Annotated in this window: 20 protein-coding genes; 3 read left to right on the top strand and 17 right to left on the bottom strand. The window is 44.5% G+C overall.

The features are described from left to right. Positions 1 to 15: 15 nt before the first annotated feature. From NST40_RS12430 to NST40_RS12380, 11 genes are all read right to left on the bottom strand, one after another. On the bottom strand, positions 16 to 732 hold the full coding sequence (locus NST40_RS12430) for an MgtC/SapB family protein (protein ID WP_036686231.1): 717 nt from the start codon (positions 730 to 732) through the stop codon (positions 16 to 18). Between the two features lie 181 nt (positions 733 to 913). Then, a complete protein-coding gene (locus NST40_RS12425; RefSeq protein ID WP_076105002.1) occupies positions 914 to 1,705 on the bottom strand; it encodes an SDR family NAD(P)-dependent oxidoreductase in 792 nt (263 codons plus the stop codon). 112 nt (positions 1,706 to 1,817) lie between these two features. After that, complete coding sequence (locus tag NST40_RS12420) at positions 1,818 to 2,930, bottom strand: rhamnogalacturonan acetylesterase (RefSeq protein ID WP_076217717.1); 1,113 nt, start codon at positions 2,928 to 2,930, stop codon at positions 1,818 to 1,820. Positions 2,931 to 2,987: 57 nt separating this feature from the next. Next, a complete protein-coding gene (locus NST40_RS12415; RefSeq protein WP_038570347.1) occupies positions 2,988 to 3,827 on the bottom strand; it encodes a carbohydrate ABC transporter permease in 840 nt (279 codons plus the stop codon). Between the two features lie 3 nt (positions 3,828 to 3,830). Next, complete coding sequence (locus tag NST40_RS12410; RefSeq protein WP_076105030.1) at positions 3,831 to 4,751, bottom strand: sugar ABC transporter permease; 921 nt, start codon at positions 4,749 to 4,751, stop codon at positions 3,831 to 3,833. 143 nt (positions 4,752 to 4,894) lie between these two features. Next, on the bottom strand, positions 4,895 to 6,232 hold the full coding sequence (locus tag NST40_RS12405) for an extracellular solute-binding protein (RefSeq protein ID WP_036686225.1): 1,338 nt from the start codon (positions 6,230 to 6,232) through the stop codon (positions 4,895 to 4,897). A gap of 121 nt (positions 6,233 to 6,353) precedes the next feature. After that, a complete protein-coding gene (locus NST40_RS12400) occupies positions 6,354 to 7,922 on the bottom strand; it encodes a response regulator (RefSeq protein WP_341002227.1) in 1,569 nt (522 codons plus the stop codon). Further along, positions 7,915 to 9,681 (bottom strand): sensor histidine kinase, encoded by a 1,767-nt coding sequence (locus tag NST40_RS12395; RefSeq protein WP_342410730.1) that lies wholly within the window; start codon positions 9,679 to 9,681, stop codon positions 7,915 to 7,917. Before NST40_RS12395 ends, NST40_RS12400 begins: the two co-directional genes overlap by 8 nt. 223 nt (positions 9,682 to 9,904) lie before the next feature. After that, positions 9,905 to 10,699, bottom strand: coding sequence for an ABC transporter ATP-binding protein (locus tag NST40_RS12390; RefSeq protein WP_076125889.1), 795 nt, complete (start codon positions 10,697 to 10,699; stop codon positions 9,905 to 9,907). After that, positions 10,692 to 11,615, bottom strand: coding sequence for an ABC transporter permease (locus NST40_RS12385; RefSeq protein WP_036686219.1), 924 nt, complete (start codon positions 11,613 to 11,615; stop codon positions 10,692 to 10,694). The genes NST40_RS12390 and NST40_RS12385 overlap by 8 nt, the downstream gene beginning before the upstream one ends. A gap of 62 nt (positions 11,616 to 11,677) precedes the next feature. Beyond that, entirely contained in the window at positions 11,678 to 12,748 is a 1,071-nt protein-coding gene (locus NST40_RS12380) for an ABC transporter substrate-binding protein (protein WP_342410729.1), read from the bottom strand. Positions 12,749 to 13,072: 324 nt separating this feature from the next. Between NST40_RS12380 and NST40_RS12375 the strand changes: the two genes are divergently transcribed. Next, a complete protein-coding gene (locus NST40_RS12375) occupies positions 13,073 to 14,008 on the top strand; it encodes an NlpC/P60 family protein (RefSeq protein WP_076125886.1) in 936 nt (311 codons plus the stop codon). A 90-nt stretch (positions 14,009 to 14,098) separates the two neighbouring features. Here NST40_RS12375 and NST40_RS12370 read toward each other — a convergent pair whose 3' ends face one another. After that, complete coding sequence (locus NST40_RS12370) at positions 14,099 to 16,795, bottom strand: calcium-translocating P-type ATPase, SERCA-type (protein WP_342410898.1); 2,697 nt, start codon at positions 16,793 to 16,795, stop codon at positions 14,099 to 14,101. Between the two features lie 126 nt (positions 16,796 to 16,921). Beyond that, entirely contained in the window at positions 16,922 to 17,335 is a 414-nt protein-coding gene (locus NST40_RS12365; protein WP_235219531.1) for a DUF2500 domain-containing protein, read from the bottom strand. 185 nt (positions 17,336 to 17,520) lie between these two features. On the opposite strand from NST40_RS12365, the gene NST40_RS12360 reads away from it, so the two are divergent. Together NST40_RS12360 and NST40_RS12355 are read left to right on the top strand one after the other, a co-directional pair. After that, positions 17,521 to 17,883 (top strand): hypothetical protein, encoded by a 363-nt coding sequence (locus NST40_RS12360; protein ID WP_342410728.1) that lies wholly within the window; start codon positions 17,521 to 17,523, stop codon positions 17,881 to 17,883. 985 nt (positions 17,884 to 18,868) lie between these two features. Continuing rightward, positions 18,869 to 19,729, top strand: a complete 861-nt coding sequence (locus tag NST40_RS12355; RefSeq protein WP_076275851.1) for a YitT family protein — start codon at positions 18,869 to 18,871, stop codon at positions 19,727 to 19,729. Positions 19,730 to 21,149: 1,420 nt separating this feature from the next. Here the strand turns inward: NST40_RS12355 and NST40_RS12350 are convergent. From NST40_RS12350 to NST40_RS12335, 4 genes are all read right to left on the bottom strand, one after another. Then, complete coding sequence (locus NST40_RS12350; protein WP_036686212.1) at positions 21,150 to 21,437, bottom strand: stage VI sporulation protein F; 288 nt, start codon at positions 21,435 to 21,437, stop codon at positions 21,150 to 21,152. Positions 21,438 to 21,503: 66 nt separating this feature from the next. After that, positions 21,504 to 23,555 (bottom strand): ATP-dependent DNA helicase RecG, encoded by a 2,052-nt coding sequence (recG, locus tag NST40_RS12345; protein ID WP_076179558.1) that lies wholly within the window; start codon positions 23,553 to 23,555, stop codon positions 21,504 to 21,506. Positions 23,556 to 23,564: 9 nt separating this feature from the next. Further along, positions 23,565 to 24,428 carry a DegV family protein gene (locus tag NST40_RS12340; protein ID WP_076179559.1) on the bottom strand — a complete coding sequence of 288 codons (864 nt, stop codon included), beginning with the start codon at positions 24,426 to 24,428 and terminating at the stop codon, positions 23,565 to 23,567. Positions 24,429 to 24,511: 83 nt separating this feature from the next. Continuing rightward, positions 24,512 to 26,296: a DAK2 domain-containing protein gene (locus NST40_RS12335; RefSeq protein ID WP_076179560.1), complete on the bottom strand. Its 1,785-nt coding sequence runs from the start codon at positions 26,294 to 26,296 to the stop codon at positions 24,512 to 24,514. Between the last annotated feature and the right edge of the window lie 116 nt (positions 26,297 to 26,412).

The following is a 26,412-nucleotide window of genomic DNA, read 5'->3' as shown; positions in this document are numbered from 1 at the left end:
GGTGACATGCTCTTTTTACAATTGCTCCACTTCTACGCTCATTACATGTTCAATTTTCTTCACATCGTAATAGATTTCTGTTGCGTAATCCCGATCCGGTGCTGAGATCACCATATCGATCATTTGTCTGCCATCTTCCAAATCTTTAATTTTCATTCTTCGAATCGCTCGGGATGGACCTCTAGTACTACGCTGCGAGCTGACCTGAGGCCGCTCGATTTTTTGGATCACTTCTGTAAGCACAAAATTAGCTTCCATAATGATCCTCACTGAAACTTCATGTTTATTCAGTACTTCTGGTCCTAGCGAACGGATTAAATGAGGAACTAAATTCACAGCAAACATCAGCAGAATAACCGCATATGCTGCCTCAATATAGAATCCCGCACCCACAGCTATACCAATTCCAGAAGCTGTCCAGATGAGTGCTGCCGAAGTAAGGCCCGAAATGGCATCTCCGCCTCTACGCAGAATAACACCCGCACCCAAAAAACCAATCCCGCTGACAATCTGAGCCGCAAGCCGCATTGGGTCCATGTTGGGATGCTCTGGTCCTGCGAACTTATCAAAGGCATGGATAGACACCACTGTGACAAGACAGCTCGCAATGCTTATGACCATACTGGTCCGTATCCCCAGCGGTTTCTGCTTGATCTGTCGGTCAATCCCGATGAACAGCCCGAACAGCATGGCCACTAGTAACTTCATTAATGATTCCAATTGAAAATCCATATCGCAATCTCCTTTCTCCAGAGATACTCCATTATAACGGAAATTGGAGATAATGATTAGCTTTATTTTACAACAAAAAACGGCATAACCATCCTCAGCGCATATGCTCTTTCGACCCGTGTGGTCCGGCATAGCGACGAGGATGGAATCCGTTATGAGAGGCCAAGATTATGTTGAAAAACTAACCATGCAGAAGCGACTCTGCACCGTCACAATAAATTTCCGTCCCCGTAATATGATCTGAATCTTCAGACGCCAGAAACAGCGCCAGCTTCGCTACTTGATCAGGTCGCCCCGGACCTTCTTCCAACGGTTGATCTCCCTCAGGAAATTCTACTGGGATTTTCACTTCTTTCAGATCCTCTGATGGAAAAGTGTTGTCATCTATATTGGTCTTTATAGCCCCAGGACAGATCGCATTTACGCGGATTTGAAATTGAGCCAGTTCCAGTGCCGCCATTTTCATAAAAGCAACCTGTCCTGCCTTTGTCGTACTGTAAGCAGAAAAACCAACATTAGAAAATACACGATTTCCGTTAATGGAGCTGTTGATCAGGATGCTGCCTCCGCTTTCTTTTAGATGCGGTATCGCATATTTAACAGTCGCGAAGGTTCCACGCAGGTTAATATGAATGGTCTGATCCCAAGCTTCAATATCCATCGTTTCAATAGGCGTCATCGCCCCATTAATCCCTGCGTTGGCAAAAACAACATCAAGACGACCCCATTTCGCGGCCGCCTTATTTATCGCCGCTTCCACTTGTGGTGGTTCAGCAACATCACATTCGATAACTAGGGCTTCTCCGCCCTCTTTCTCCACTTGCTGTCTAACCTTTTCAGCGTTCTCTACAGTTCTGTCCAATAATACAACTTTGGCTCCGTTACGTGCGAACTCAAGCACGGTTGCCCGGCCAATTCCTGAGCCGCCTCCGGTTACAACTGCAACCTTACCTACAAGCTTTTTATCTGCCATATCGTGATATCCTCCTTCTTATCATGCAAGTCTTCCAGTTAAGTTCTTTCCTTAACCTTAACCTTGCATACAGAAGTTGAACCGACAGATATTTACTTTTCCTTTAGGATTATTATTCTCCCTGACGAAGATGAATGATGAGATCGTTTAATCCAACTTCCCGGATCCCTTCCACTATAAGCTCAGCTAGAAGACGAGCCCCTAAAATCTGAAAATGTGTATTATCCTGCACCCCACCTGGATGCGCAATAAATTCTCCTGGATAGCTCCACATGAATAAATCTTTTGAGCCCTCTGAGCCATAAGCTTCAAAGAGCTTGCGGCTCTTCTCGGCTAAATCAATCAGTGGAACCTGCTCGGTATCTGCGAGTTCCCGCATGGCGATTAAATAATCTCCATGCGTGTCTACAATTGCTTCTTCACTATCAAATCTTCGCCGATGTACAGAGCTCACAAGAACCGGATAGGCCCCCGCTTCTCGGGCGACTGTAATCAACCGGAGCAAATGTTCTTTATATGTAGTAAAGGGCTCGGTATGTCTTAAATCATCAGTTTTGGAATCATTATGTCCAAACTGGAGGAACAGATAATCTCTAGGTCTGATATCTGCGGCAATGCCCTCCAAATGCCCTTCCTCAATAAAACTCTTGGAACTGCGTCCAGAAAGTGCTCGGTTATCTACAGCTATTCCGGCTTTGAAGCAGCGTGGCAGCAGTTGGCCCCACCCCGCATAGGGGTAACCTTCTTCCCCTTGATCGGTCACCGTGGAATCTCCCGCCAGAAATAAGACTAGCGCTTCATTGTCCATCTGAATGTCCAAGGCGTTAATACGCGGTGCCGCACCCGAGAACGATAGCTTTAGCTGCCCATCCTTAACCCTAATTGCAAAGGATTCGCGCAAATATTGGCCCGCAGGCACATTTAGCGTGTCCAATACGAACTTGCCTTCTCCAGCTTTGATAAATGTGCTGGTATCTGCCAGAGCATCACCCAACAGCAGCGTAACACGGTAGATCCCATTCGGGAGATCCAGAAGAAAAACTGCTTTCTGTGGGATGCAGCAATCGCTTCGCAGTATATCTGTTCCCCCTCTGAAACGACCAAAGACGGAGGAATCAGAAGTGAAACCATACCCTATTTCCTTAGAATAAGATGTGTCCGGCCGAATTTTGGTGTAGCCAGGCTCAGCTTCCTTAATCCCAAAATCAAAACGATAGCTATCCAAATTCAGCCGCACCTTTCTTAATTAGAGATTTAAAACATTTATATTCGTTTGCTGAAATCAACCTTTCAAACCACTGGTGCTGATTCCTTCTACAATCTGCTTTTGGAAGATAAAGAAGATAATCATGACTGGTGCCAAACTTAGAACAGACATGGCGAACATTGGACCCCAGTTGGATACGGACTCACTGTCCAGGAACATTTTCAGCCCCATCGAAACTGTATATTTAGAAGGTGAGTTCAAGTACAATACCGGTCCAAGCAGGTCTTCCCAGCGCCAATAGAAGGAGAAGATCGCCGCAGTAGCCATAGAAGGACGAATGAGTGGAAGTATAATTCTGAAATAAAGTCCAAATTTCCCACAACCATCGATGGTAGCCGCTTCATCAAGTTCAACAGGTATGGTCCGAATAAACTGCAGCATTAGGAAAATGAAAAACGGGACACCGAAGAACTGTGGAACAACGATCGGTTTGATACTGTCGAGCCATTCCAATTTGGCATAGATAATGTATTGAGGGACGAGCACCACATCGGAAGGAAGCATCAGGGTCATCATCATGATTCCGAACCATAAGCCATGGCCTACAAATTTATTGCGGGCAAAACCAAAGGCAACCAGTGAAGATGAAATGACTGCGCCCAGTGTTGCGACAATAACAATTACAAAAGAGTTCTTGATGAAGACACCAAAGGAGTAACCTGCAATACCTTCCCAGCCTTTAGCATAGTTCCCCCATTCCCATGGATCAGGTATAAGGTGCTGCGCTGTAACAAACACAAGCCGGCTCTCTTTAAAAGAACTCATGATCATCCACAGAATCGGATACAGCATAACGATAGCGAGGCCACCTATAAGGATGTGATAAAGCGGCCATTTCAGTTTAATTTTCGCCATGGATTATTTTCCTCCTTCCGACTCGTAGAAGACCCACGATTTGGATGTCTTGAACAAGATTCCGGTCATGATGCCGACAAGCAACAACATTACCCAAGCCATAGCCGAAGCATAACCCATATTATTAAACATAAAGGCCTGACGGAATAAATAGAGAGAATACAACATAGTGCCGTCCATAGGTCCGCCTTCACCTTTAGAGATAATATAAGCTGGAACAAAGGTCATGAATGCGCTGATCGTCTGCATAACTAGATTAAACAGAATCACTGAACTTAAGAGTGGCATAGTAATCTTGAAGAACTTTCTGAAGAATCCGGCTCCATCTACACTAGCTGCCTCATACATTTCACCAGGAATATTTTTAAGACCTGCCAGAAAGATCAACATGGATGAGCCAAACTGCCACACAGATAGAGTTATCAACATGATAAGCGCAGCGTTCGGATTGCCAAACCAACTTACCGGTCCAATTCCGAAAAAGCCAAGCATGCCGTTAATAATTCCAGTATCACTAAAAATATTACGCCACATGATGGAGACCGCCACACTACCCCCTATAATAGAAGGTAAATAATAAGTTGTCCGATAGGCTCCTACCATACGTGATTTCGTATTTAGAATCATGGCCACAAATAATGCGAAGGTTAGACGTAAAGGCACACCGATAAATACGTAAAGCAGCGTTACCTTTAGTGAATGCAAATATTTCGGGTCATTTGAGAACATTTTGATGTAATTATCAAATCCAATCCACTTAGGTGGAGCGAATAAATTGTATTTGGTAAAAGAAAGATACAGCGAAATGATCATCGGGATCAGTGTGAAGCAAAGGAAGCCAATGACGAACGGACTGATGAAGGCATATCCTGTAAGGTTGCTTCGTAACCGCCGGCCGGTGAGGTTCTTTTTCTTAACAGCCAATGGATTCGAAGGTAGGGGATTCGTTAATGCCAAGGGTCTCCAACTCCTTTTTATGTGAATAATATGGGAAACGGGATGCCGCCTAGCGAAATGGCATGCCGTTTCCCATGTGAGACGCAGTATAGTTATCTGTTACCCTACGATTAACGGCTGGAGAGAATAGAGTTCGCTTCTTTTCGGAACTGTGCTGCTGCTGCTGCTGGGTCGATTTTTCCGAAGTTCATTTGTTCAGCAAGGTCTGTAAGCAGGGCTACAACCTCTGGGGAACCTACCGGTGGACTCATAGGTGAAGTAGTAGGCTCCATGTCAGCAACAAACTTAAATACTTGCTTACCGGAATCAGTTAATTGTGTAGCTACAGATTCTTTGATTTTGCTTGAAATCGGTACTCCGCGTTCGCCTTTGATCAGGTTGTTAGCTTCCACATCATTAATCCAGAAATCAACGAACTTCGCTGCTTCTTCCTTCACTTTAGAGTTAGAAGTAATTGACCAGTACATACTTGGCTGCATGTAAAGCCCTTTATCCATATCTGGACCAGGCATTTGTGCCAGCTCCATAGGACGATTTACAGCGATTTGCAAAGCAACGTATTGGTTCGACCATTGCCATACACCGATACCTGTCCCTTTAACAATATCCGACTCTTCAATAACCCCTTTATTTTGGCTCAGTTTGTCTTGTGATGGGACCGCTCCATCTTTAATCAAACCAGACAACATTCCGAAAAAGTCAGTGAACAACGCATCGTCCTCATAGCCAAGTGCGGAACCATCATTGTTATAGAGTGCCAGCCCTTTTGTACGCAGATAATAGTTGAAGAACACGTCTGCTGCCATGGAACCGTCCATATACAGTCCAGCCGACTTAGCTTTCGCGGCGATTTCCTTGTATTGATCCCAAGTCCAGTTCTCTGGGATAGAATCAACACCTGCCTTTTTCAGCAATTCTGGATCATATTGAAAACCAAGTACGTTAACCCCTAACGGAATTCCGTATTGCTTCTCACCGATCACTCCAGTACTCAGCACGTTCTCATTCACATCGCCGACTTGAATCTGAGAGTTCAAATAAGGTTTCAAATCTTCAAGCTGTCCGTTAGATCCATATTGATTAATATAGGAAATATCCATTTGAACGATATCAGGAAGTCTATTTGCAGCAGCTTGCGGAGCAAGCTTTTTCCAGTAATCATCAAAGGATGCATATTCAGGCTCAATGGTTACATTCGGATATTTGGCTTCATACATATCAATAACTTGTTGTGTATAAGAATGTCTTGTATCTCCACCCCACCATGCGATACGCAGGGTTACTGGTTCTGCTGAGGTCGTGGCCGCAGGTTTCGTCTCCGAAGGAGTATTTGTAGCGGAATCCGTAGCAGCAGCATTGTTATTGTTGTTACCTCCACCGCAACCAGCTAACATCGACGACAGCAATAATGGTACGGCTAGTAAAGCGAATCTCTTTTTCAATTTCATGTCCCCTTTTCCTATGATAGTGTAAAGGCTCTGATCCCTTTAGGTAGCGCTTTCATTGGTTAAATTTTCTCAAATATTCCGTGATTATTGAATACAAAAAACCGTCTTGTTTGTTCAATAATCAGTTCGCTTGAGGGGGTTTCATGAAATCTGTAGGGGTCTGGCCGGTTACTTTTTTAAATACCTGGCTGAAATATTGTGCATTTCCACCGAAGCCGAACATTTCAGCCAGCTCAAATACTCTTACATCCCCACTTCTCAAAATATGCTCCGATGCTTTAGCAATCCGGTAATTGGTTACGTAATTCGAGAATTTCTCTCCGGTAATTTTCTTGAATATTTTGCCTAGATAGTCGGGATTCATATATAACATTTCAGCAGCGACCGAGCTAAGCGACAGCTCTGCATTCTTGTAATCCTCTGCGATAATTTTGAACATTTTGTCTACAATCAGCGATTGCCGGGAACTAAAATGTCGGTCATACATCGCTGTTAAGCGAACCGCTGCCTCTTTGACGTATGCTTTTAAACCTCCCAAGGTTCTAATTTCGGCAAGCTCCGCCAAGCCCGATGTGAAGCTATTTCTTTCATCAGGGACTGCTAAACGAATCATAGCGGAATATAACTGTAAAACATATGAACGCGTCACGTTAATATCTAACCGTTCATCCGCGAGCAAGTTGAATAATCGTTCCAATTCCAGCTCTACCGTATTTTGGTCACCTGACTTGATTAGTAGACAAATATGCTCTTCATCTAGCTCGATATCATTTCTTCCACTTAGCTCATCACTTGGGATATCACTCCCGGTAATCAAACCGCCCGCCTCCAAATAAAAACGATGGTTCAGGCACTGCAAGGTCTGACGATACAATCTCCGGGAATGAATCATAAGGTCAGCATCACTAATCGCGATTGTCACATCCATTTTATAAAACTTGCAGAAGACCTCTCTTACTTCAGCGATACGTTTAAGCAAGGGGCTATTCTGCACCGTATTTCCTTCGTCTTCCAGTAATATTAATAAATGACCGCCTATCGTCGCACTCAGGAGTGTTTCCTGAAGTACGTCCTGGGCAATATTTTGCAGAGCGAACAATTGCTCATATTCGTAAGAACCTTCCAGCCGGAACAGGAGCAAGCGTACCGTTTTGTCATTGAGTTCAATGCCGAATAATTCCTGATAGTACTCTAGATCCTGACTTCCATAAGTTTTGTTAGAGATCCATTCCTTCAAAAATTGTTCTTTCACATGGGGCAATACCTTCTGAAGACGTTGTTTCATGCTATTTACGAATTCGCCCCGGCTCTTCTGTTCATCGAGCTCCGCTACCAGCTCAACCAGTGCATCATGGATCTGATTCTCATTGCACGGCTTTAAAAGATAATGTTTAACCCCGTTCTGCATAGCAATACAAGCATAATCAAAATCCTTATAACCAGTCAGCATAACGAATTTCACGTCTGGAAATCGTTCACTGCATTTTTGCACCAGTCCCAAACCATCTAAACCAGGCATAGAAATATCCGTAATCACTATTTCAGGGTTAAGCTCCTCTATTTTCACCAAAGCCTCAATCCCGTTCCACGCCGTGCCTACAAGCTCTGTTCCCGCTCGTCCCCAGTCCACAACCTGCGATATCCCTTCCAGAATCAAGCGTTCATCATCCACCAGCAGCAGTTTATACATTCTCTAGCACTCCTTTTAAGTAAGGTATACGCACATGTATAGTTGTTCCTTGACCCGGTTCACTTTCTATGGAAGTGCCCCATTCAGGACCGAAGACGATTTGAATCCGTTCCGCGATATTAGCTAAGCCGATGCCTTCTCCACGGGTCTTAACTCTTCCCATCTGCAAATCTTTGATAAATTCAGCGCTCATTCCCGGTCCATTATCACTGACTCTGATATCGAGCCCCTGCTCATCTTCACTAACTGTTATAGAAATGGTACACGGTTCAATATTAGGCTCTAGTGCATAGCGGATAGCATTTTCGATTAAAGGCTGCAAGGTCAGCTTCGGAATCAAAGCGTCATGCAGATGTTCAGATACATCCATCCGGAAATCAAGCCTCTCATCAAACCGTGTTTTCTGGATAATGACATAATTGCGCACGATAGTGATCTCTTTTTCAAGTGTAATCAGCGGATCCTTTAGACCAATAGAGCTGCGGAACAAGTAACCGAGCGCTTCTACCATTTCTGAGATTTTGGCTTGTTTGTTCATTTTGGCTAACCAGTTGATCGATTCCAGTGTATTGTACAAAAAATGCGGATTAATCTGGGCCTGCAAAGCTTTTAGCTCTGTCTCTCTAATAATCAGCTGCTTCGCATAGTTCTCATCAATAAGCTCTCTGATCCTGCGGATCATCATTTTAAAAGTCCGGTTTAGCTGACTAACCTCGTCCTGCGCAGTCTGTGAAACCACACCTAATGACTGTTCCTCCAGATTGTCCAGATCGCCCTTCTCGATTTGCTTCATTTTTTTGGTCAGCTTAGAGATCGGACGTACAATACTGCGAGCAAGCCTGTAGCCTAAAAGGAGACCAATTAATAAGATTAGTGCGAATATGATGACGACCAGCTTTTTGACAAAAGTAATATGTTTGAACATCTCATTAAATGGAGTGGCATTGATGTAGATCCAATCTATATAAGATGATTTCGTCTTGGTTATAAAATAAGTACCTTCTTGATATTTGGCCGTGCGATATAGCTCCGGACGTTCTGTCTCTTCTTTAAGCTCATCTGGCAAAAGAATCGGTGCTTCAGGATAGATTGCCTGTCCCGTCGTGGCATCAACTGCGATTAATTGATCAGTATCGCTCGTACTATCCGCAATGATTAGATCGATCCGAATACGGATCACGAGTGTTCCCAGATCATCCAGCGTAAACGTTGACCCTGTATAAGATTTAATCTGCCGAACCGCCAAAAGTGAATTTCTGTTTCCTTGCGGATACCACACTATACTCCCGCTAGCTTCCGCAGCTAACGGCTTTAACTGATCCTGCAGATCCTGTGATACCCCTTCACGATTGCCCGCAGTCATTACTCCGCCACTCGTATCCATCAGCATCATGGAATAAACGTATTTCTCTGCCCCTGCAAAAGCAACCAGCCTGTTTATGATCTTGTTATGTAGAACTTGTCTTTCATAAGGCTGTGGATCATTCTGCAATTGGCGCAGGCATTCTTGAATTTGCTCATCAGACACCACTGTAAAAGAAAGCTGATCCAATTCTCTTAGGGCATTTTCGATGCTAATGGAGGACATCCCCAGTACCTCAGAGGCCTTTTCATAAATTTGCTTGTCATAGATACGATACACATATTGTAAAACGGTCAAAGAGAATAAAAAGGAAAGTAGAAGTAAAAAGGAAATAATCAGTATCATTTTGTTGAAAATGCCCGAACTTCTGTAAGCGCTAACATTTTTCCAAATCATCTGCATTCTCCGCTCCCTAAATATGATAATTTTTATTTATTATCACTATAATTCCATTATAAACCATAATGTTCCATTTGGGTAAATTTACGTGAACTGAAAGATAAGGATAGTATAATGGCTCGGCGAAAAAATTCCTATGTAAAAAAGGACTCGAAATGAAATCCAGAATCAGACTTCACTTCAAGCCCTTATATTGAGCTACCTTCACACCTACAACTGACTAGCCAAGCATCATTCGGTCATCTGCCAATTTATGTCCGCTGATTGTCTCGAATTCTCCGAGCAGCCGTTCTACAGTAAGATCTTTTTTACGTTCCTCATCGATATCCAAAATAATACGGCCCTTATCCATCATGATCAGACGATTGCCAAGACGAATGGCCTGTTCCATGTTATGAGTAACCATTAGGGTGGTTAACTTCATCTCACGGACAATGGACTCTGTCAGTTTAGTAATCAGCTCCGCACGAGAAGGGTCAAGGGCTGCTGTATGTTCATCTAAAAGTAAAATTTGCGGTTGAGTAAAGGTCGCCATTAGCAGACTTAGCGCTTGTCTCTCTCCCCCTGACAACAACCCTACTTTTGCCCGCAGGCGATCCTCCAGCCCAATCCCCAGACGGCTTAGCTCATTGCGAAACAAAGCTCTTTTAGCTTTATTTACGCCAAAGGTTAACCCTCTGCTTTTGCCTCTTTTATAAGCCATAGCTAAATTTTCTTCAATCGTCATATGTGGAGCCGTACCCGCCATTGGGTCCTGAAAGACACGGCCAATCCAACGACTCCGTTGAAATTCCGCCAAATGGCTGATTGAATTTCCCTCAATGCTGGCTGTACCCAGATCCGGCTTCATGACACCGGAAATAATGTTCATCAACGTAGATTTACCAGCTCCATTACTTCCAATGATGGTGACAAAATCACCGGGAAGAAGCTCCAAGTCAATGCCGAGCAGCGCTATTTTCTCATCGGGTGTTCCGGGATTGAACAGCTTAGATACGTTCTCCAGTTTAAGCATCGATGGTGCCTCCTCTCTTGCTGCTTAGCGCCTGCTCAGCTAATTCAACGGAACGCCTCCGCGCCATATTCTTCTGCTTCAGGAAACGCTGAATCGACGGGAATACAAGAGCGAAAATAACGATAATTGCTGTGATCAGCTTAAGATCCGAAGCTTTCAGCCACGGTACCCGCAAGGCAAGTGCAACTACGATCCGGTAAACTATGGATCCGAGCACAACAGCCAATGTGGCCCGAAATACATTTTTAGCACCGAATATGGCTTCACCGATGATCACCGAAGCTAACCCGATTACAATCATCCCAATACCCATAGAGGAATCCGCAAAAGTAGAATACTGAGTGATTAGCGCCCCCGAGAGCGCCACCATTCCATTGGACAAACTGACGCCAAGAATAGTGGTATTATCCGTGTTCACACCCAGACTACGGATCATTCTTGCATTATCTCCGGTAGCCCGCAGCGCAAGTCCAAGATCTGTACGCAGGAATAAATCCATTACTATTTTCACAAAAATAACTACAAACGGCAGTACGAGCAGAGGATCAATGGAAGTGAACAAGGTAGTGTCGCCCATTAAAGACCAGTTCGGTTTGCCACCAAATATCCGCAGATTAATGGAATAGAGTGCAATCATCATCAAAATCCCGGATAACAGTCCATTAATCTTGCCTTTCGTATGTAATAGGCCCGTACACATTCCTGCCAGCATTCCACCAGCAATAGCGGCCAGGGTAGCAAGCCATGGTGCATAACCGTTAGTAATCATAACAGCGGCAATGGCACCACCAGTGGTAAAGCTCCCATCTACAGTCAAATCAGGGAAATCAAGAATACGAAAGGTAATGTATACACCTAAAGCCATAAATGCGTAAAGCAGTCCCATTTCAACGGCCCCGAGCATCGAATTTAACATAGATGACTTCCTCCTTCGAGCGGAAAGGGGCGTTCTCACGAAATCGCCCCCTATATAATGGCTTATTGAATAATATTGTTAGCTTGATCGGCAACTTCTGCCTTCATTGCATCAGTCACTTCTATGCCTTGCGCTGCTGCAGATTTCAGGTTAAGAATGAGATCGAGTTTTTCTTGCATGGTTACTTTCATATCAGCTGGCTTTTTACCATTTTTCAAAATATCCACGGCCATTTGACCCACTTGATAGCCATGATCGAAATATTTAAAACCAACGGTGGCGAAAGCTCCCTTTTCAACCGTATCACGGTCACTGGAGAAGAAGGGAATTTTCTTGTCATTAGCTGTTTGAATAATGGTATCCACTGCACTTACGACTGTGTTATCCAAAGTAATGTAGAATGCATCTACACGACCCACAAGTGATTCTGCAGCTTGTTTGACTTCAGAGGTATTCGTGATGGCAGCCTTCACTAGCTCGATTCCATGTTTATCCAACTCTTTTTTAGCAATCTCAGCCATAATTACTGCATTTGGTTCACCTTCATTAATAACGATGCCCAGCTTTTTCACGTTAGGAAATTGGGTAGCTATAAATTGCATTAATCTGTTAATCGCTTCGGGATTGGTGTCCGATACCCCTGATACATTGCCACCTGGATGCTCCAGATCCGTGACAATCTTCGCGTCGAGTGGGTCAGTTACTGCTGCGAATAAAATCGGTGTATCCTTACTTGCTTTGCTGAGTGCTTGAACAATTGATTGAGCGGAAGGCGTTGCAATTGCCAATACCAAATCATTAGAGTCAGCGGCAATCTTTTGAGCAATGGACAAGTTATTCGCTTGATCAGCCTGAGCATTCTCAAGGTCAACCTTCAGGTTCTCACCTTTAACGATTCCTGCATCCTTCAAAGCAGCGAGAATTCCTTCACGTGTAGCATCGAGTGAGGGGTGCTCCACATATTGCGAGATCGCAATTTTGTACGTTTTTGAATCTGCTGCTCCTGCATTCGTAGGGGAATTACCGGAATTCGCTGCATTTCCTGCGTTTCCCGCAGTGTTATTGTTACCACAACCAGCTGCTACGAGCATGAAGCATAAGCTTAATCCCGCCAAAATGTTTCTCTTTTTCATCAAAGTACCCCATTTCATTAGTTTATTAACGCATACATCAAGGTGAGCGACTCAGCATTATCACTTTTATCCATAAAAGCATTAAAGCATAAGCTTACACGTACCTCACATTAATGATAGAAATCTATTAAACCTATATTATATGGAGGTTGTTTATCCGTCAATCACTTATCATATTTCCATAGATTTCAAATTCTGAAGAATATATGACATCAAAACAGGTAATGCTTGGTTGTCTCTTACAGCGATTGCCTTCGTTTCTTTTACATAAAAAAAATCGCCCTGCACAAACTGAATTTACAGTTTGAAGATGGAGCGTGTTAAATGGCTAATAATCACAAAAGACTACTAACCACCGCTACTGTATTGCTTGCTGTCGCTTTAACGAGTTCATCCTGCGGTTATTCATCTCAATCGCAAAAACCTAAGGTTAACGCGCTAACTCCTGATGGAACAAATGCCTCCAGTTATTATGAACAATCTGCAATTACCGACGCTCAGGGAAAGTATTGGATTCCACTTAAGCCTGCGGTTACTTCGCTCGGATATCGGATGAAAGATGATGGTTCTAGTGATGGATACACTAAAATCGGTTATAGCGATGTTATGTATATGCTGCGTCCTGGCTCACCACAGGTATTCTCACTTGGGGAAAAAATCACACTGCCACAAGCCCCTAGACGGCAAGAAGGGCAAATCTATATCACCCCTTTAGCCTTGTCCAAATTTCTGCAAACAGAAGTAGGCTGGAATCCCCAGTCGGGTGAGATAAACATTGCTACACCGTCCGAACGTAAGACTATCGAAAAATTATCGACGGTCGAATCCACGAGTGAATCTAAATCTTTACGCATTCAAAGTATTTCTGAAGCGGATAAAAAGGAGTTAGTCGCTTTTGCCAAAAATTTCTTAGGTGTACCCTACGACTTTGGCGCTGGATCTTATGAAGAAACCAAAAAATTTGATTGCTCTTCTTTTACAAGGCATGTTTTCAAAAAATTCGGTGTCAGCTTACCTCGTTTAGCTAAAGATCAAGATAATTTAGGTACTCGTGTAAGTCGAAGCGAACTGGATGTAGGGGATCTTATCTTTTTTACCGTTCCCGGCCGATTTGAAAGTGATGCTATACCTGGTCATGTCGGTATTTACATTGGAGACGGAAAGTTTATCCACACTTGGGGTGAACCCGGAGTTCAGATCAGTGACCTCGACTCAGGTTATTGGAGTAATGTAATCCTCCACATGCAACGTGTTTTATAAGCTTCCCATACTTTAAAAGAAATCATTCAAAAAGCCTGAATCCCTATTGAAGGGATTCAGGCTTTTTGACTACAACTCTTAACCAAATTCTTAATCCCAGCTCTTGCCCCTTCCGCTTATCCGGACAAACAGCTTTACAAGTTCTACTATGACAATAATTGCTACGGCTGCTGCACATACTATTCCCCACTGTAATCCACTTAAATGTGAGACACCAAACCAGTCGTTTAAGCCCGGGATGATGATCACAAGCACAAGCATTAGTATAGAGATCAGCGACGCCCATAACATATACCGATTGCTGAACCAACCAATCTGGAATAGCGATTTTTTATTGGATCTCACGTTAAAAGCATGGGCAATTTGCAGTAATCCTAATGTGGCAAAGGCCATTGTAACCGCAATACCTTCATTGTAATGCGTATGCGCCCATTGGTACACGAATAACGTAAGTGCCGCTTCTATAATCCCTTGATATATAATCCCGATCCCTACGCCGCCAGCAAAAATGCTACTGCTTGCTTTACGCGGCTTCTTCGCCATTACATCCTCACCGGCTTTCTCAAGCCCGAGGGCAAGTGCAGGTAAAGTATCCGTAACGAGATTAATCCACAGGATATGGATCGGCTCTAGAATACGCCAACCAATCATAGTGGCAATAAATAATGTCAGCACTTCCCCAAGGTTAGCGGAGAGAAGGAACTGGATTGCTTTGCGGATATTGCTGTAAACTTTCCGTCCTTCTTCAACGGCAACAACTATAGTCGTAAAGTTATCGTCGGCAAGCACCATATCTGATACACCCTTGGCAACATCCGTTCCAGTTATCCCCATGCCCACACCGATGTCGGATGATTTAAGTGCAGGAGCATCATTTACACCATCTCCGGTCATCGCCACAATTTTTCCTTTTTGCCGCCAAGCCTTAACGATACGCACCTTGTGTTCAGGAGAGACGCGTGCATAAACCGAATAATCGGTAACCTTCTCCGCAAATTCCTCTTCGCTGAATTTATCCAGCTCACTGCCCGTTAATACACCTGATTCATCTTCAATAATCCCTAATCTTTTGGCAATAGCCGCTGCTGTATCACGATGATCCCCTGTAATCATTACAGGTCTTATTCCCGCTTTACGGCAGATGGCTACCGCATCCCGTACTTCCTCACGCGGCGGGTCTATCATACCAACCAAACCAATAAATACTAACTCTATCTCCGTGGTATCTGGTGAGAGATCGGTCGGCAGCTGCTCCTCATCTCGGAAAGCAAACGCCAACACTCGAAGTGCGTCATTTGCGAGCATTTTATTACTCTCCATGATATTCCGCTTATGTTCGTCTTGTAGAGGTACAATTTCTCCATCCACATAAATATGGCTGCATTTGGACAAAAGTACATCAGGTGCACCCTTTATCAGCACACGATATCGACCATCTTCTACCTCATGAATCGTTGTCATCAGCTTGCGATCAGAGTCAAAAGGCAGCTCATTTTTACGTGGATATTTCTTTTCAAGCTCCCTTTTGTCAGTACCTATACTAAGCGCATAATCGACTAACGCGGTCTCCGTCGGATCGCCGATGATTGCTTTTCCGCTCTTGGTTTGGGGATCCTTGTTTCCAGCTTTTGCTTCAGTTTCACTAGGAGTCTTTCCTTCGTCAATGCTGGAGTCATTACAAAGCGTCATAGCTTGAAGCAATAACTCACCACCAGGAATCCCTTCAAGTCCTGCACTGGAATCAGTGGTCTTTCCGTTGACATGTACTTTTTCGACAGTCATTTTATTTAATGTTAAAGTACCTGTCTTATCAGAGCATATAATCTCTGTACTTCCGAGTGTCTCCACGGCAGGAAGCTTGCGAATGATCGCTTTTCGTCCCGCCATTCGCTGCACACCAAGCGCGAGAATGATCGTAACAATTGCTGGCAGCCCTTCCGGGATAGCCGCTACCGCAAGTGAGATCGAGGTAAGTAGCATATCCATTAGCTCTCTTCCCTCGAAGATCCCAACGGCAAAGATAATCACGCAAACGCCAAGAATAATAAAGGTGAAATATTTCCCTAGTTCATCCAGCTTTTTTTGCAGCGGTGTTACATCATTATCTTCCTCCGAGATATAACCGGCAATTCTACCGACCTCCGTCTGCATTCCTGTTGTTGTAACGACACCAACCGCCCGGCCATAAGTAACACTGCTGCTCATATAAGCCATATTGGTGCGGTCACCGATTACAATGTCGCTGCCTTCAAGCACACCGGCCCGCTTTTCTGATGGCAATGATTCTCCTGTAAGCGCGGCTTCCTCCGTCTTTAACGATGCGGCTTCCAAAAGTCTTATATCCGCCGGAACTACATTTCCGGCTTCCAGTAATACGATATCCCCGGGAACGAGGTCTTCACTTTTTATCTCAGTAACCTGACCGGAACGTCTTACTCTGGCATGCGGAGAGGACATGCTTTTAAGCGCATCGAGTGCCTGCTCCGCCTTATTTTCCTGAATAACTCCAAGCACCGCGTTCAGAATGACTACAAGCAAAATAATAATCGTATCCGTCCATTCCCCCAAAACTCCTGACAATACAGCTGCTACTAGCAAAATAAAGATCATTACATTTTTAAATTGTTCGATAAACTTTTCTAATAGCGATTTAGTCTTCGCTTCTTGCAGTACATTCTTCCCATATCGCTCCAGAAGTTTAGCCGCTTCATCGGAAGATAAACCCTCTTTCCGAGTTTCCAGCCTATTCAGCACTTCTTCCTCGCTCAGTGTATGGAAGGGTACCAGCCCTTGCGATTGTGAATTATTTGAATTCAAGACCATAGCCTCCTTCCAGAATTGAGATCTGGTAAAACCTCTCATATGAGTTTTACCCAAAACAGGCATGGTGATTCTTGAATGGTATGTACTTTTTTAGAAATTTAGATGTTCTTTCTTCAAATCGCGATTGAAGCTTTTAAACCTAGTCCCTTGATACAGGAGTTCGCCTCGGTCACCTTCTACAATCAGGCCAAAATCCTGATCTCTTACCTGCAACTCCAATCGAGAGCCATCGGCAAACTCAAACGTAACGTAATAACTAGTATTTGCTCTCGATTCACCGGATCCCCCCCACACCTCGGTTCGTTTGGTGACCGCTGTGCAGTTTGCTTTTATCAAGGGACTTGCGTTATTGGACATCCAGATTCTCACTGATTTAACAATTATAAAAACGAAAAAGCCAAGAAAAAGCAAAGCAAATAATTTAAAAAACAGTGGCATCTCATGAATGAAACTTCCGAAAAAGCTGCGCTCATCAAAACCGTTAAAATCCTGCCATTCGCTCAAATTTATCCCTCCTGACTGAAACAAGATAATAAAAGTTATCTATGCAGCGAAATACGTCATTTTTCCCGTTCGGTTTCATGTTTTCATCATTTATATATGAATTTTTTTCACAAAACAATTTGGATTCAAAGGAAAAGGTATGGTATGCTTTTTATACTACATACAGTTGGGAGGTGTTAATTTCGGTGCAATATATAGCGCATTTATCACTACATTGGTTTCTTCGTATCGTCCTAATTCTGGGAATGATGTTCTCTTTTCCACCTGCCTGGTCTGGAGGATTATTCACTACGGAGCAAGAATCAACGTCATCCGAAATTGAACGCTACGAGCGAAAGTTTACACCTCCCGTAAGGATTGCACCTCAAATAACCCCTCAGGTAGGAGCCATCAAAATAACTGAACAGTGGGGAGCGAAGTCACTTGCGGTAATTGCAATACTCCCTGTACTTTCTTTACTGTTCCGTCCAGTGATTTATAAATTCCTGCTTCGACTGCGGCTGTACCTGTTAAAATTCACGTCTCATTTTCTAATTTTACTCCACTAACGAAGTTCACCTCTGCCCTAAATGAATGTCGACTGAAGGGAATTTAGAACTTCAATTGATAAAAATCTTAGGTTCATGAATTATAGAGATGCGGATTTCCCGGTGGCTATACATTCTCGCATTGCTCATCATCCACTGGAAGAAAGCAAGTATCTTGGCTGAACCATGTTCTGGATATCCGTTCCGGAGCGCTTTTACATTAGTAATATTCGCAGCAGTATTCTTGATTGCCGGATTCTCCGAGAGCACTCATCTAGCAGACAGAAGTTATTGGCGCACTACTAGTGGACTTGTCCTCGCTGAAACCGAACATGTGAGACGAATTGAAAAGCTCGTGATCCTATTTCGTTATTTCTTAGGTGCCATCTTCTTCTTCAGCTTGAGACTGAGGTACATCCACCCACCTTAGGCGGTGAGGCGCTCTGGTACTCCCTTGCAGCAGTTATCGTTATACTGATTGGCGCAACTTCGTTGCAGGCTTACTGGCCGGACGCTGCGCTGGTCACAGCCTTCATGCTTCATCTATCATTGGATGCCTATAGCCTCACGGGATAAACTTTAAATTGTTTTAGCCAATTTGGGTAAAGAAAGCGGAGTGCTGGCTAGTCTTCACTATTTGCAGCCATTTGCAGCCATTCGCAGCCATTCGCAGACATTCGCAGACATTCGCAGACATTCGCAGACATTCGCAGACATTCGCAGACATTCGCAGACATTCGCGGCCCTTTACAGCTATTTGCAGCTATTTGCGGCCATTTTCAGCCTTTCGCAGAGATTTGCAACCATTTGCAGCCATTCGCAGACATTTACGTGCTGATCCTTGTTGTCCTTGGACATTGTCTGACGAAGGAATCTAAATAGATTTGTAAAATAACGGATAAAGTATTCAACTTTGAGAAACGACATGATGCACGAATATCCAAAGAATCTGCCATAGCCACTGAAAATAAGTAAGGTCGTTTCCCCTGTTGAAGGAGGAAAAACTATGCAGAACAAAATAAATCAACGTCAACAGCTACAAAGAAGCTCTACCTTCCGAGTTTTCACAGTCATTGCCGGCGCATTGCTTGCTGCTGTAGGATTGGAATTATTTTTAATGCCACATGGCCTTGTTGTCGGCGGGATTACAGGTTTATCCGCATTATTCGCTCATACTACTGAAATGCAGCTTGGATTGTTTCTATTTCTATTCAACCTGCCCTTTATATTTATGTCGCGAAAACAAGTAAATCTCCGCTTTGCTCTTTACACTGTTTTGGGATTAACCTGCCTAACCATCGCGTCTCTTGCGCTGCATCGTTTTCCTGCTGTGATTAGCGATCCTTTACCTGCGGCAATGGCAGGAGGCATCTGTCTTGGAGTAGGTATTGGAATATCTGTGAGATTCGGCGGTGTAAATAAACAAGCCAGTGACCAGGGGTATTCTCTGCTGAGCGGCGGACCTCCAAAGTCAACGGAAGTCGTTATTATGATCCTGAACTGTGCAATTCTGCTTTTTGCAGGTACATTGTTCGGTTGGGAGCAAGCAATGTATTCTATCATTGCCTACCTGCTGGCTTTCGAAGGTGTTCGTATCTCACTACGGGGATTATCCCACTCCCGCACTGCTTGGATTACCAGCAGCCGATGTTTGGACATTCAGCAAGCAATCGCAAGCTCCCTAAACCGAGAAGCTGCGATTGCTGAAGGTTCAGGGCAAGATGGAGAGGTTAGCACGTTGTTTTGTCTGACGAACAGAATGGAAGAAGAGCATCTTCGGGCACTCGTTCTACAGTGTGATTCAGAGAGCCAAATTGTGTTTAGATCAGCCACTAAAGATCATAGACAAACACGCTTACACGAATAAAAAGAAGGGAGCGCCCTTAAGCCATGAAAATGGCTGGAACGCTCCCTTCTTTTTGAATTTAGCCTTTGATCGCAACCAATTTTTCTGCGCGAGACCTAATTTCTTGAGCGAAGATCCCAATTTTTTGTTTGTGACCCAAAACTTCTTGATCGAAGCCTCAAACTCCTTGTGTGAGGCCTCAAACTTCGCTTAATCTAACATGTTTGCGCGATTGAGGCAGCTATCGGACTTAGGAGACCTTATACGCGAAATAATCCTGAATTTTGGATGCTATCGGACCCCATAGCCCCTATTGGCACCAAAAACGCCAACTATGAGTCTAATTCATATGAATAACTGCACTGGGGTCCGAAACCTTGCTCCAATGGCGATATATTTGCGAATAACGTCATTGGAGTCCGAAAGCCGCAGCGGATGATCATGATTCGGCGGGATCGGACGGTGGATGAACAAGATTCGGTGGTAACGGACAGCAGATGATCATGATTCGGTAGCATCGGACGATGGATTAACATCATTCAGCGATACCTCACGGCAGATGAATGGAATTCGGTGGCATCGGACACAGGAGACCTTATACGCGAAATTACCCTGAATTTTGGATGCTATCGGACCCCATAGCTCCTATTGGCACAAAAAACGCCAACTATGAGCTTATTTCTTATGAATAACTGCACTGGGGTCCGAAACCTTGCTCCAAAGGCGATATATTTGCAAATAACGTCATTGGAGTCCGAATGCCACAGCGGATGATCATGATTCGGTGGCATCGGACACAGCGGACCTTATACGCGGAATTATCCTGAATTTCAGATGCTATCGGACCCCATAGCCCCTATTGGCACAAAAAACGCCAACTATGAGCCTATTTCTTATGAATAACTGCACTGGAGTCCGAAACCTTGCTCCAAAGGCGATATATTTGCGAATAACGTCATTGGAGTCCGAAAGCCGCAGCGGATGATCATGATTCAGCGGTACCCCACGGCAGATGAACATGATTCGACGGCATCGGACGGCGGGTGAATGTGATTCGGGGTATCGGACGGCGGATGACTATGATTCGCTGGTATTAGACGTAGGATAGATATAATTCGGCGGGAATTGGATAGCGAATGATCATATTTCTACGGTATTGGACAACTGTTGACTATGATTCAGTGGCATCTGACGAAGGTTGACCATGATTCGGTGGCATCAAACGATGGATGAACATCATTCGGCGGGATCGGACGACGAATGACCACGATTCGGTGGCATCGGTTTGTCCAGAATAGAAACGTATTGCAGCTTGCCGTAACTACGGCCAAAAACGCAAAGCAGCGATCCTCCAGTAATAGGAGGATCGCTGCTTGCAGACTGTCACATACGATGAAAAAAACATCTATGGACAACCCCTACTTTTCATTTAATACGCTACTTAACGGAACATTCCCCACAAGCGGATCAAATGAAAGGTGTTGTTCGGATCGATTTTTTGCGCGATGATAAACTTCACAATTTGTTCTTCCTGTGTCGAGGTCAATTTCTCGTTCAATACACCTGACGCTTTTCGTACCAATCTGCGAACAACCGCAGGATCCTGCAGCTCCTGTTTCGAGATGCCCTCAATCATACTTTTGATACGATCCTTCACAGTCGAGTTTTTCATCTTCAGCTTGATGCGATCCACCAACTGAGGGCTAATTCCGAATTGTTGATAACCCAAGTGTAGCACCTCCCGTCATATCCAATCTTTCACAGTATATGAGCCTTCGGTGCTACATGTGCCTAGTTAGTCAATTAATTCTCCTTGGAAGATCTGTTCACTCTGTAAATAATGCCGAAGAGATGCATATTCAGGTGATGTCCAAAAGGCTTCATCCTTAAGCAGCTCAGCAACATCATCCCGCGCCTGCTCGAGAATTTCAAAGTCAGCCGTCATATCTGCCAGCCGAAACTCCGGTAATCCACTCTGCTTTGTCCCAAAAAAGTCCCCCGGACCACGCAGCTCCAAATCCCTTCGGGAAATCTCAAATCCGTCATCCGTATCGGTCATGGCAGTCATTCGCTCACGTCCGATTTCAGATTTTGGATCAGCTACCAACACACAAAAAGAGGCATGCTGCCCTCTTCCTACCCGTCCACGCAGCTGGTGCAGCTGTGACAGGCCAAAACGATCCGCATCCATAATGATCATCAATGTAGCATTAGGAACGTCTACACCCACCTCCACCACCGTAGTGGACACAAGCAGCTGCAGCTCATTGTTATAAAACGCCCGCATCACTTCATCTTTTTCAGCGGGAGTCATTTTACCATGTAAAAGCCCAACTTTATAGCTAGGGAAAGCTTGGCTCATCTGAATATGCAAATCAATAGCATTCTGCACATCCAGCTTCTCTGACTCTTCAATAAGCGGACAGATCAGATAAGCTTGACGACCGAGATCAATTTCACGCTTAATCAGATTCAGCACACGATCCATAAGATCATGCTTTACCCAGTAGCTAGTTATTGGCACCCGGCCTTTCGGCCTCTCAGATAAAGTGGATACATCCATATCGCCAAAAACAGAGATGGCTAGCGTACGAGGAATAGGCGTCGCCGTCATCGTCAGTACATCCGGATTATATCCTTTACGCCGCAATACACCACGCTGATTCACACCAAAACGATGCTGCTCGTCAGTTACTACAAGTCCCAGATCACGGAAAAATACATCCTCCTGAATCAAAGCATGTGTTCCTACCACGATATCAAGCATCCCCATTTGCAACGAGGCCAATAATTCTTTACGTTTTCGGCCAGTCACACTGCCCGTCAGGAGTCCTACAGTAATCCCAAACGGCTCAAACATTCTGGTAAGTGAACGCATATGCTGCTCTGCTAAAATCTCTGTAGGCACCATAAGTGCGCCCTGAAAACCAGATCTTACCGTAGCAAAAAGCGCCACTGCCGCAAGCACTGTTTTACCCGAGCCAACATCTCCTTGCAGCAGACGATTCATGCAATATGGTGAACGCAGATCATGTAAAATCTCCAGCTCTACACGTTTCTGCGCATCTGTAAGCTCAAAGGGCAGACTGCGTACGAACTGGCGTACCGTCGCGTTATCCACTGTGTGGACTACCCCATCCATCCGCCCGCGGTTCAGAACCCTGAACGCTTGCATCTTCAACTGGAACAGGAATAGTTCCTCATATACCATCCTACGGCGCCCCTGCTGCCCTTCACGAGTGTCCTCAGGCCTATGAATTGTGGCAATGGCCCGTTTACGCGGCATGAACTCATATTCCCTCATAATAGAATGCGGTAAAATTTCTGGAATCAGATCCCCATACTGCTGAAGTCCCTGATTAATAACCTTCCTGATCCAGGATTGCGTGATCTTACCACCTACTGAATAGACTGGCTGCAGTGTTCCCGTCTTCCCTTCACCACGATCCGGAAATTCATAATCAGTCACTGTAATCTGATTGCGCTTCTGATCCCATTTTCCGGTCAGCACAATTTCCCGTCCCACAGTGAGTTGCTCTCTTACGTAATGGCGGTTAAACCAGGTTGCTGTGAACATCCAGGGCTCTGCAACCATCTTACAGCTAAGACGAGACTTGCCGCCAAAGCGCTGCAGCACAGGGATACCGATCACTTTTGCCTCAACGGTCACTTTATCCCCGTGTTTAGTCTCGCTAAGCGAGCGGGGCCGATAATCCTCGTAGCGGAACGGATAATACTCTAATAAATCCTTTACTGTAAAGACGCCAAAGGCGTGAAGCTCGCTTTGCTTTTGAGCACTCACGCCAGTTATGTTTTTTACTTCAATTTGATTTAATGCCAGTGTCATATTTATCCCTCATTTTGCAGGCCAAATGAACACAGCTAATGTACCGTTACCGACATGGCTGCCCACGACAGGGCCGACGTTCGTCAGCACTTTTTCTTCCAAGGTGAAGTGTCCTGCAAGCTCATTCAGGAACTCCTCGCCGGAAGCCGGTTCAGCCGTATGACCCACGGCCACATTGATTTTGTTTACACCCTGCAGATCCCGCTTGAACAGTTCAATCATACGGGCGACAGCCTTCTTACGGCCTCTAACTTTCTCCACCGCATAAATAATTCCTTCTGCATCAATGGACAGGATCGGCTTAATATTCAGAAGTGTCCCCAGAATAGCGGAGGCTTTCCCAATTCTCCCGCCTTTTTGTAAATATTCAAGTGTATCTACTAAGAAGTAAAGCTTACGCGTTTGACGTAGGCTTTCTACAGCCTCAAGTATCTCTTCAGGTCCTTTGCCCTCAGCAGACATTCTGGCAGCTTCCACTACCATAAATCCAAAACCATAAGAAGCGGAGAGAGAATCCACAACAGTGATTCCTTCTCCCTCTTCCTCCAGCATCGATTTAGCCAGCAATGCAGATTGATAAGTCCCGCTCAGTCCAGAAGAAATATGAAAGGAAAGGATAGAACAGCCCGGGTTACGCTCCAGAATACTGCGGTACACATTCATATATTCAACCGGTGAGGGTTGAGAAGTAGTCGGCAGCTGTGAGGTACGGGGAAGACGCTCATAGAACTGCTCCGGAGTCATATCCAGATTGTCCCTAAAAGCCTCTTCGCCGAACATTAAGGTCAACGGTACTACCTCAATTCCGTACGTTTCCGCCATTGCTGGCGGGATATCTGAAGTGCTGTCGGTGACGATAATGGTACGATTCATGGATTTTCTCCCCCAAGCTATAATTTTGCCAACTACGCAATAACAAATTTCTACTCCATTGTTATAGAACCATTAATTCCTATCTATGGCTCTACAGAGAACAGATAATAATACAGGGGTTGGCCACCCTCATGAATCTCAACTTCCACATTCGGATAAGTCTCTTCCAGCCACTCACTCAAAGAATCAGTAGCCTCGGATTCTGTTTCTGCGCCAATAAGGATCGTGACGATTTCGTCGCCATTCTCCAGCATGTTGGATAACAGCGCCTGACTTGCAGCCAAAAGATCATCTGCCGCAGCAACAATTTTGGAATTAGAAATCCCAATAAATTGGCCCGACTTAATCTCCAGCTCATCAAAGCTTGTATCACGCACAGCGTTCGTTACTTGTCCGGACTTCACATGAGAGATTGCTTCCAGCATATTCTCAGAATTAGTCTCCACAGCATCTTCCTCTTGGAACGCAAAAGCTGCTGCTATTCCCTGTGGAATACTTTTACTTGGAATCACCGTAATCTCACGTTCGCCTTCTAGAAGATCTTTAGCTTGTTGAGCGGCAAGAACAATGTTCGAGTTATTCGGCAAAATATAAACATGCTTCGCAGATATAGAAGAAATCGCGTTCACGAAATCCTCCGTGCTAGGATTCATTGTTTGACCACCAGCTAGGACTACGTCCACTCCAAGGCTTTTGAAAATATCAGCAATACCTGCGCCAGAAGATACCGCAATGAAGCCGTAAGGTGCCAAATCATCAGCTGGTGGCTCAGCAGGAGACATTTGCACTGCACTCTTCTCATTCGGCATATCAGCGAATACATCAGGCATTGGTGCAATATCCATACCCGCAGTCAGCAGGTCACGATGCTGCTCTCGCATATTAAGAATATGAATCTGCGTGATCTCCCCATAAAGAAGAGCCAAGTTCATCACTTCACCTGGAGCCTTAGAATGCACATGCACTTTAATCGTCTCATCATCCGAAATTACAATAATGGAATCGCCATTAACTGACAACGCTTTCCTAAAAGCTTCCTCATCAAAATTAGTTCTCACGTTAGCGCCTAACTGGCGATTAATGAAAAACTCCATATCATATAGAAATTCTATATCTTCAGTAGATAACTGTGACTGCGCAGAAGACTGTACAGAAAACAGTTCATTTTCAGGTTTCGTTAACACGGGTTTAGGCGCTGGTGCAACGGGTGTGTGGGTTTGTCCTTGCACAGATTCAGACAGACCGGTACTTCCGTTCGTCAGATGCTGGTGAAACCCTTCATAAATGTAGACCAAACCTTGACCGCCAGAATCTACAACACCGACTTGCTTCAATACAGGTAATTGCTCAGGCGTATAAGCTAAGGCTTCTTTTGCTTTGGCTAATACCTCTGTCATCAGCTCCACAACGTCAGTAGTACGGCGGGCATAATAAACAGCATGTCTTGCAGCCTCTTTAGCTACAGTAAGAATAGTTCCCTCTACAGGCTTTACAACTGCTTTATACGCAGCGTCCACTCCGGTTTGCAGCGCAGCAGCGAACTGCTGTGTATTAAGCTCATCATGTTGAGCCGCATACCTGCTAAACCCTCTGAATAACTGGGACAAAATAACGCCGGAATTCCCGCGAGCTCCCATTAATAAGCCCTTGGAGAGTACACCTGCACATTGGCCCACAGAAGTGGTGTTATTTTTCTTTAATTCATTCGCACCTGCGGTCATCGTCAAATTCATGTTTGTACCGGTATCTCCGTCTGGGACCGGAAAAACATTTAGGGAATTGACGTGTTCTGCATGCTGTTGCAGCTTATCCGCTCCAGCCAATACCATAGCGGTAAAATCTGTTCCGTTTATAGAACGCTTACTCAATTGAGAATTCCCCTTCCTAACTTCATGCCTAATCATTCTATGATTAACAGGACATAATGCACTAATTTACATTGTACTATAAGTATTAAAAGAAATAAATGTTTTTGAATCGGTTG

Origin of the sequence: Paenibacillus sp. FSL R10-2778 (assembly GCF_038593035.1) — a bacterium.
Taxonomy (GTDB): domain Bacteria; phylum Bacillota; class Bacilli; order Paenibacillales; family Paenibacillaceae; genus Paenibacillus_AQ; species Paenibacillus_AQ odorifer.
The sequence above is the reverse complement of the archived record's forward strand: the minus strand, read 5'-3'. Positions and strand labels throughout refer to the sequence as shown.